Origin of the sequence: Flavobacterium sp., from assembly GCF_044368995.1 — a bacterium.
GTDB lineage: Bacteria > Bacteroidota > Bacteroidia > Flavobacteriales > Flavobacteriaceae > Flavobacterium.
The window spans coordinates 1-8,149 of the sequence record NZ_JBIPMS010000076.1 but is presented as its reverse complement, the minus strand read 5'-3'; the positions used below and the strand labels follow the sequence as shown (position 1 = coordinate 8,149).

Below are 8,149 nucleotides of genomic sequence, written 5' to 3'. Positions count from 1 at the left end.
GATTGTAGCGGCATCCTTTTTGTATAATGGGCTTTACTTTTCTTAAAGACCACTATACAAAAAGATAGAGCGGAAAGCAGGAAAAGCTGCTAATTAAAGTTTTGCTTTTTCTCTGTTTCTAGCGGTCCAATTTAATCGTAACTCGCTTTCTGAAATGGGCTTTTTAGCTTCTTGTCTTGCTAGTTTTCCATCATCGAAAGCTCGTTGTAGATAGGATTCGATGTAAAAATCTTCAGGGACTGTCATGGGATCATAGCTTCTCTTTAAATCAATATTGAATAGTTTAGCTGTATTATTTGACCAAAATGCTTTCCAACCACTTTTATAGTCTTTAATTAAATCAAAAGTAGTTTGCCCGGTTTGACGATTAATTAATTTTACTAAAATTTGTCCTTGCTTACGAGATAATTTTTTAAGTTTTGGTTCAAACTCTTCGTTTAAATACTTTTCTACTAATTTAAAGTACTTTCTCTTTTCTTTTGGTGATTTAAGTTTTGCCATTGTAGCATTAATTTGCATTAATTTTTCGGCAGTTAATTTTGCATATGGATAAACTACACGAACTCTAAATTCAAGTAATTTAATTTGTTCACGTTCAGCTTTTGTAAGCTTTATTGTATTTTCATCGGAAATAGTAACTTCTTCAATTATAATTTCTCTGATTGTATCTGAATCTTTAATATATTCAATAGTATCAGACACGCCAGACCCTTCTCCTTCTTGTGCGGAAAGTGACAAAAAATTAAAAATCAAAAATGTAATAAAAATATTGCGTACCATAACTAAAGTATTAAAGTGTAAAATTATAAATTTTATTAGCAAGATAGATGCCAATTTTTTAATTTAGCAAAAAATAGTTTAAATTTTATGAAAAGTATATTAAAAGATAGCTCGATTGCCTTTTTAGAATCGTATTTGAATAATGCCTCTCCAACAGGATATGAAAGCGAAGGTCAGAAATTATGGATGGATTATTTGAAGCCATATGTAGATTCCTTTATTACCGACAATTATGGAACTGCTGTTGGAGTTATAAATCCAGACGCTGCATTTAAAGTAGTGATAGAAGGGCACAGTGATGAAATTTCGTGGTATGTAAATTATATTACTGATGACGGTTTGATTTATGTAATAAGAAATGGAGGTAGCGACCACCAAACAGCACCTTCAAAACGCGTGAATATTCATACAAAAAAAGGAATTGTTCGAGGGGTTTTTGGCTGGCCTGCCATTCATACCAGAATTGCCGGAAAAGAAGAAACGGCTAAAGTGGAAAATATTTTTATCGACTGCGGATGCAGCACCAAAAAAGAAGTTGAAGATTTAGGTGTTCATGTAGGTTGTGTGATCACTTATCCTGATGGTTTTGAAATTTTAAATGAAAATAAATTTGTTTGCAGAGCAATTGACAATAGAATGGGTGGTTTTATGATTGCTGAAGTGGCAAGACTTTTAAAGGAAAACAAAAAAACATTACCTTTTGGATTGTACGTTGTAAATGCTGTACAAGAAGAAATTGGACTAAGAGGTGCTGAAATGATTACACAAAGCATTAGACCAAATATAGCTATCGTTACAGATGTTACACACGATACCACCACACCAATGATTGATAAAAAAATTCAAGGTGATATTAAGATGGGAAATGGACCTGTTATTGCTTATGCTCCTGCTGTACAAAACAAATTAAGAGAATTAATTATCGATACTGCTGATGAAAAGAAAATTCCGTTTCAACGTAATGCTACTTCTAGAGTAACGGGCACAGATACAGATGCTTTTGCTTATAGTAATGGAGGTGTACCAAGTGCGTTAATTTCATTGCCTTTACGATACATGCACACTACCGTAGAAATGGTTCAGAGAGAAGACGTTGAAAATGTAATTAAATTGATTTATGAAACGTTATTAAAGATTGAAAATAATCATGATTTTTCATATTTTAAATAAACTCTTTGTATAAAAAGATGTTGCAAAATGAAATTATAGCTAAAGAGTAAAAAAAAATCCCGTCTTGTTGAAGACGGGATTTTTTTTTATTTTCCAAGCATACCGGCTTTCAAATCATCATCAGCAGGATTATTTCCTAACCAAATTCCGAATAGTGCTTTTTTGAAATCTAAACCGTCAATAGTACCTTTTTTTGTTCCGTTTTTATATACTGAAACCCCTTCGTTTGGCACATAAACGATAATAAAGATATCTTTTTTATTGATAATATCTTTAAAGAAACTTTTAAATTTATCGATTTTAGCTTTCAACGGAGCTGTTTTTTTGCCTGTTGAATTCTCAAAACCTTCATTAATTGCAGAAATCATTTTTTCAGAAGAAATTAATCCTGAAACAATATTCAATTTTATCGCCATAGCTTCATTAGCTGCAGAAATGGCGTTTCCGTCTGAAGATTTTTTAGTAACGTACAAAGAACCTACATACATGTCCATGAACATTTTTTCTCTAGTTCCGGCACCGTTTAATGTTAAGTTTTGATCTTCTACAGAAAGTTTAGCTTCAACCTTAACGTCTCCAATTGTTTTTTGTGCTGAAACGAAAACCGACGTTAAAGCAATAAATAATGTAAAAATTTGTTTTTTCATAATAGCTGATTTTTATTATTATAATGCTAAATTAGCCTAATTTTTTATTTCTTCCTAAAAAAAATTAAATAAATGATAAAAAGTCTACTTATTTATGTTTTATTTTCTTTTGTTTTTAATTTTAACTGAAATATAAATGCATTTAATTCGAAACCTAATAAAATTAATATACAATTTAACCAAATGTAAAACATCATTACTAAAAGTGTCCCAATAGAGCCATATAACTCATTATATCTGGCGAATTTTTCTACATAAATACCAAATAAATAGGAAGTTAACACAAACAAAACTGTTGTCATTACTGAACCATAACTTATAAAGGAGATATGTTTGGTTTCTCTTGTGCCAAATTTATAAAGTGTAGATGTAATGAGTAATATCATTAACATCACAAATAAATATCGAATTGTTTCAATAAGTGGGATTTTAGAAACATACCCACTTTGATTTTCAACTTGATGAATGAAAACAGCTACAAAAATTATTATTGCCACTGTTAGTAAGAGTAAAAAAGCAATTAATAAAGACAAAGCAATAGCAATAGCATATTGGTGGAAATAACCTCTTTTTTTACTAATATTTTTTGACATTTCAAATCCGTCCAACAAGGCATTAATTCCGTTTGACATTAAAAAAATCGACAAAACAAAACCCGAAGAAAGCAATCCATTATAACTATTATTTAAAATATCTTTTAAAATACTTTCTATTGCCTCGTAAGTATTTGGTGGAACGCTTTGTGATACGAAAATAAGAAAATCATCTTGAAAATTATTTAAGGGAATAAAAGGAATTAAATTCAGCAAAAAAAGTGCAAAAGGAAACAAAGCCATAAAAAAGCTAAATGCAATGGCGCTTGCTCTGTGAGAAACATCACCTGAAATAACTCCTAAAAGATATAATTTGATAATATCATACAAAGAAGTTCCTTTTAAACTTGGAAAGTGTATTTGCTGAAGCAGTAAAATAAGATGTTTTACTATTGGTTTAGATTTTATGGTTTCTTTATTGATATTCATAGAAAAGGATGCTTTTTTTCTAACCACAGATTTAAATTGCTTTTAAACTCAAATCCATATTATAAACCGAATGCGTTAAAGCGCCTGATGAAATGAAATTTACACCACATAAAGCATACTCTCTAATTGTTTCTTCATTAATATTTCCAGAAGACTCAGTTAAGCATTGGTTTCCAATTATTTCTACAGCTTTTTTTGTGGTTTCAAAATCGAAATTATCTAATAAAATTCTATACACGCCTCCAGCCACTAAAATCTCTTGAACTTCAGAGATATTTCTGGCCTCTACTATAATCTTCAAATCTTTATTTTTTTCTTTTAAATATTGCTTCGTTTTAACAATTGAAGCTGTAATTCCGCCTGCAAAATCATTATGATTGTCTTTTAGCATAATCATATCGTATAATGCAAATCGGTGGTTTTCTCCGCCGCCAATTTTAACTGCCCATTTTTCACAAGCTCTAAAATTAGGTGTCGTTTTGCGAGTGTCTAAAATTTTTACGCCCGTTCCTTCAATTAATTTGACATAGCTTTTAGTTTTTGTTGCTATTGCACTCATTCGTTGCATGCTGTTCAATACCAAGCGTTCTGCTTTTAATATAGATTGTGTACTTCCGTGAACATGAAAAACCACATCACCATATTTTACTTCAGTTCCATCTTGAATAAAAGTTGCTACTTTAAGATTGGAATCTACATAGTTGAACACCATTTTTGCAAATGCTACACCAGCAATAATTCCACTATCTTTTACTAAAAGTTTAGCACTTCCTTGCGCTGAAGATGGTATACAAGCTAATGAACTATGATCGCCATCGCCAACATCTTCTCTGATGGCATTGGAAATAATTAAATTTAATTCGGCTTGAAATTGTTGTGCTGTAATCATATTGTTTTAAACTCTATCTGGAATGTTTAATTACAAATTTAAGCTATATTTTAGTATTTTTGAACACAGATTAGAGAAATAAATAAAAATATTAATGATCTGAAATTAATTAATGAAATTGAAATTTGTTTATCATCTTTGTAACAAAAACAAAAACTTCACTACATATAGTATATGGTATCGGAAACGGAAGAAAATTTTGTAAAACAACTAAAAGCAAATCAGAATATTGTCCACAAAATTTGTAGACTATATACTTCTGATCAAGATGCACATAATGATTTGTTTCAAGAAATTACCATTCAGTTATGGAAAGCGTTTCCGAAATTTAGAGGAGAATCTAAATTTTCTACTTGGGCCTATCGTGTTGGACTAAACACAGCCATTACTTTATATAGAAAGAAAAAAAGAAGTATAGAAACTACTCCTTTTGATTCAGAATTTCATCATTTCCAAACAGATGAATATAATTTTGAGCAAGAAGAACAATTAAAATTAATGTATAAAGCCATTGTGGAGTTAAACGACATAGACAAAGCTTTGATGTTTTTATATTTAGAAGATAAAGATTACACTGAGATTTCAGAAACTCTGGGAATTAGTGAAGTGAATGCACGAGTGAAAATGAACAGAATTAAAGGAAAACTTAAAAAAACATTAAATCCTTAACTATGGATGAATTAGAATTATTAAAAAAAGACTGGAACAAAAACAGTGGTAAATTTAAACAAGTTTCTGAAAATGAAATTTACGGCATGTTGCACAAAAGTTCGTCTTCAATTGTAAAATGGATTTTTATTATTAGTGTTTTAGAAATTATTTTATGGACAAGTTTAGGCTTTTTAACAAATAACGACACCTATTGGAAAATGCTTAATAAGTATCATTTAAAAACATTTATGCTAGTTATTTCTATAATTAACTACGTAGTGATTATCTGTTTTATTTATAAATTTTATACTAATTATAAAAAAATTAACGCTGCGGATGCTATTAATCATTTATTAAAAAACATTTTGGATTCAAGAAAAACAGTAAAACAATATGTAAATTACAACCTATTAATGATTGGTTTTATACTAATTGTAGCATTTGTGGCTCAAACAACGTATGAACCAAAACTTCAAGAAATTATAAATCGTTTTGGAGAAAATTCAAACAAAGGTTACGTTTTAGTTTTTGGGATTTATTTTATTTTTATTTTAGTATTTACATTCATTATTTGGCTTTTCTACCGTTTGATTTATGGTTTTTTCATGAGAAGATTAAAACAAAATTATAATGAATTACAGAAAATAGAGTACTAAAAAAAGTCCTGATAAAATTTATCAGGACTTTTTTTAATATCTCCATTGTCGTTCTTTGTCTAATTTTGATTCTTCTTCTAAAATTTCTTGAGGAATCACTTTTAAAAAAGAAGCGTGTTGTTCAATAGCGAATTCTATTTGTTCAACGATTTTCTCAATTGAGTCGTTTTCGTAATCAATTTGTAATGGCGATTTTATTTCCATTGATTGAAGAATTCCTTTTTTCTTAACAAATAATCCTTTTCTGTCAAATGATCTTCTGAATCCATCAATTACAATGGGTACAACAATAGGTTTATGTTGTTTAATAATATGTGCCGTTCCTTTTCGTACGGGTTTAAATGAGCGAGTTGTGCCTTGTGGAAAAGTAATTACCCAGCCATCTTCTAATGCAATTTTAATATTTTCTGTATCATTCGGATTCACATCTCTTTGTACATCTTTACCTTCTGCACGCCATGTTCTTTCAACTGTAATTGCACCTATGTAAGCTAAAATTCTTGGTAAAAAACCTTCTTGCATGGTTTCTTTTGCGGCCACATAATAAATATTTAACTTTGGCTCCCACAAATAAAAAATGTTTTTAATATTATTTTCTCTTCCTTTTAAAGCGGCGTTAAAAACATGAAACATTGCAGTAACATCTGCGAAATAAGTTTGATGATTGGAAATAAAAAGCACATTTCTATCAGGTAAATTTCTAATTATTTCAGAACCTTCTATTTGCAAATTATTAAAACTTCTATATCTACTATGCGTCAAAACACCAAAAATCCGGATTAACCATTTCTTGATGAATAATATATGTCCAAATGGATTTCTTTTAAATAACCCCATATGTATTACGTTTATAAACGATGCAAATTTAGTAATTTTATACTACTTCATCGCGTTTTTAAATAACTCTTTTAACTCACTGAGTATCATGGCTGTTGCGCCCCAAATTAAAAAATTTTCAACTTGAAAAGCGGGCACATCAATATCTGTAGCATAGGAAGTAGTCATTTTAGTATTAACAATGGTTTCGTCATCAAGTAATTGATGAATGGGTAATTCTAATACGCGTTGCACCTCCTCTGGATTTGGAACAAATTGTAAATTTTCCTTTGAAAAACCTAGATAAGGGGTGACTAAAAAATTACTTGGTGGAATATAAATTTCACTACATTGTCTAATTATTTTAACTTTATTCATTGGAACACCTACTTCTTCTTCCGTTTCCCTAAGTGCTGTAATTTCTAATGTTTTGTCTTGTAATTCTGCTTTGCCACCAGGAAAACTAATTTGGGAAGAATGTACACCAGGATAAGTATTCCGGACAATCAAAGCCAAATGTGCTATATGATTTTTTGGATATACCAACAATAAAACTGCAGCATTTTTTGGTACATTTTCAGTGTACGATTTATCCTTAAGATAAGTTATTCGTTCCAAAGGCGCCATTTTTATGTGTGCATCTGTGGCTAACAACTTTTCTTTCTTTAAATTTGCGAGATTATTTATAAAGTGAATGAATTCCATTTTTAGATTTCTATTTTATAAAGTTACAAAAAATATTTACAAAAATGTATAGTAAAGCTGACGCGCAATTAATAAAAAAAGAATTTTGGAGTACTTTTGGAAACGAATATCCAAGAAAATGGTTGCTGTATAACACTAAAATTAAAGACGTTACGTTTAAATTTAATGTAGATAACAAAAAAGCATATGTAATGCTAGACATCGAACCAAAAGATGAAAACAAACGAAAAATATATTTTGAAAAAGTCGAATCCTTAAAAGATATTTTAATAGAAGCATATTTATCCGATGTAATTTTGGATAGAGACCATTATTTAGAAAGTGGAAAAGTTATCAGTCGGGTTTGGGTGGAACTTTCAAATGTAAGTTTGAACCGAAAAACAGATTGGCAAACCATTTTTAATTTCTTCTATAATAAGATGGATGCTTTTGAGCGTTTCTTTTATGAACATGAAGATTATATTAAAGATTTGGAAGTGAATACTTAATTGGATTTTAGATAATAGACTGAAAATAAATTAAACAAAAAAAGTCCTGATTTCTCAGGACTTTTTTACACAACTAAATTAATTATTAAAAGCAATATTTATTTTCTGCGATGACTTTTGCAGCAATTTGCTCCCGTAATTTCACAACGTTTGGCATATTTACATATTTTGTATAACGACGTAATCCCATTAACATCATGCGTTGTTCGTCGCCTTCGGTGAAAGAAACAATTCCCTCTTTTCCTTTCTGAGTAACAATATCTACTGCGTTATATAAATACAATTGTGTCATTGCAACATGATTTGCTACTTTATCAGCACCTAA

Annotated in this window: 10 protein-coding genes and 1 pseudogene; 4 read left to right on the top strand and 7 right to left on the bottom strand. The window is 29.8% G+C overall.

Translation table 11 applies throughout. The annotated features are described in order from the left end of the window. Positions 1-93: 93 nt before the first annotated feature. Positions 94-780 (bottom strand): DUF4294 domain-containing protein, encoded by a 687-nt coding sequence (locus ACIQ2I_RS06405; RefSeq protein WP_396181606.1) that lies wholly within the window; start codon positions 778-780, stop codon positions 94-96. An 87-nt stretch (positions 781-867) separates the two neighbouring features. On the opposite strand from ACIQ2I_RS06405, the gene ACIQ2I_RS06400 reads away from it, so the two are divergent. Beyond that, positions 868-1,950 (top strand): M42 family metallopeptidase, encoded by a 1,083-nt coding sequence (locus ACIQ2I_RS06400; protein WP_396181605.1) that lies wholly within the window; start codon positions 868-870, stop codon positions 1,948-1,950. 86 nt (positions 1,951-2,036) lie between these two features. Here the strand turns inward: ACIQ2I_RS06400 and ACIQ2I_RS06395 are convergent, their stop codons facing one another. From ACIQ2I_RS06395 to nadC, 3 genes are all read right to left on the bottom strand, one after another. Continuing rightward, a complete protein-coding gene (locus tag ACIQ2I_RS06395; RefSeq protein ID WP_396181604.1) occupies positions 2,037-2,597 on the bottom strand; it encodes a chalcone isomerase family protein in 561 nt (186 codons plus the stop codon). A gap of 92 nt (positions 2,598-2,689) precedes the next feature. Beyond that, positions 2,690-3,619: a YihY/virulence factor BrkB family protein gene (locus ACIQ2I_RS06390; RefSeq protein ID WP_396181603.1), complete on the bottom strand. Its 930-nt coding sequence runs from the start codon at positions 3,617-3,619 to the stop codon at positions 2,690-2,692. A gap of 31 nt (positions 3,620-3,650) precedes the next feature. Next, positions 3,651-4,508, bottom strand: a complete 858-nt coding sequence (gene nadC, locus ACIQ2I_RS06385; protein WP_396181602.1) for a carboxylating nicotinate-nucleotide diphosphorylase — start codon at positions 4,506-4,508, stop codon at positions 3,651-3,653. A gap of 174 nt (positions 4,509-4,682) precedes the next feature. Between nadC and ACIQ2I_RS06380 the strand changes: the two genes are divergently transcribed. Both ACIQ2I_RS06380 and ACIQ2I_RS06375 read left to right on the top strand, forming a co-directional pair. Beyond that, positions 4,683-5,177, top strand: a complete 495-nt coding sequence (locus ACIQ2I_RS06380; RefSeq protein WP_396181601.1) for an RNA polymerase sigma factor — start codon at positions 4,683-4,685, stop codon at positions 5,175-5,177. A 2-nt stretch (positions 5,178-5,179) separates the two neighbouring features. Continuing rightward, complete coding sequence (locus ACIQ2I_RS06375) at positions 5,180-5,815, top strand: hypothetical protein (protein WP_396181600.1); 636 nt, start codon at positions 5,180-5,182, stop codon at positions 5,813-5,815. Between the two features lie 33 nt (positions 5,816-5,848). Here the strand turns inward: ACIQ2I_RS06375 and ACIQ2I_RS06370 are convergent, their stop codons facing one another. Next, the gene (locus tag ACIQ2I_RS06370; protein ID WP_396181599.1) at positions 5,849-6,652 is read right to left on the bottom strand and encodes a lysophospholipid acyltransferase family protein; all 804 of its coding nucleotides are present in this window, start codon (positions 6,650-6,652) and stop codon (positions 5,849-5,851) included. A gap of 42 nt (positions 6,653-6,694) precedes the next feature. Next, on the bottom strand, positions 6,695-7,336 hold the full coding sequence (locus ACIQ2I_RS06365; RefSeq protein WP_396181598.1) for an NUDIX hydrolase: 642 nt from the start codon (positions 7,334-7,336) through the stop codon (positions 6,695-6,697). Between the two features lie 44 nt (positions 7,337-7,380). Between ACIQ2I_RS06365 and ACIQ2I_RS06360 the strand changes: the two genes are divergently transcribed. Further along, positions 7,381-7,824, top strand: a complete 444-nt coding sequence (locus ACIQ2I_RS06360) for a DUF4268 domain-containing protein (protein WP_396181597.1) — start codon at positions 7,381-7,383, stop codon at positions 7,822-7,824. Between the two features lie 85 nt (positions 7,825-7,909). On the opposite strand, the pseudogene ACIQ2I_RS06355 reads toward ACIQ2I_RS06360, so the two are convergent. Beyond that, a pseudogene (locus tag ACIQ2I_RS06355) lies at positions 7,910-8,149 on the bottom strand (acyl-CoA dehydrogenase); the annotation flags it as partial.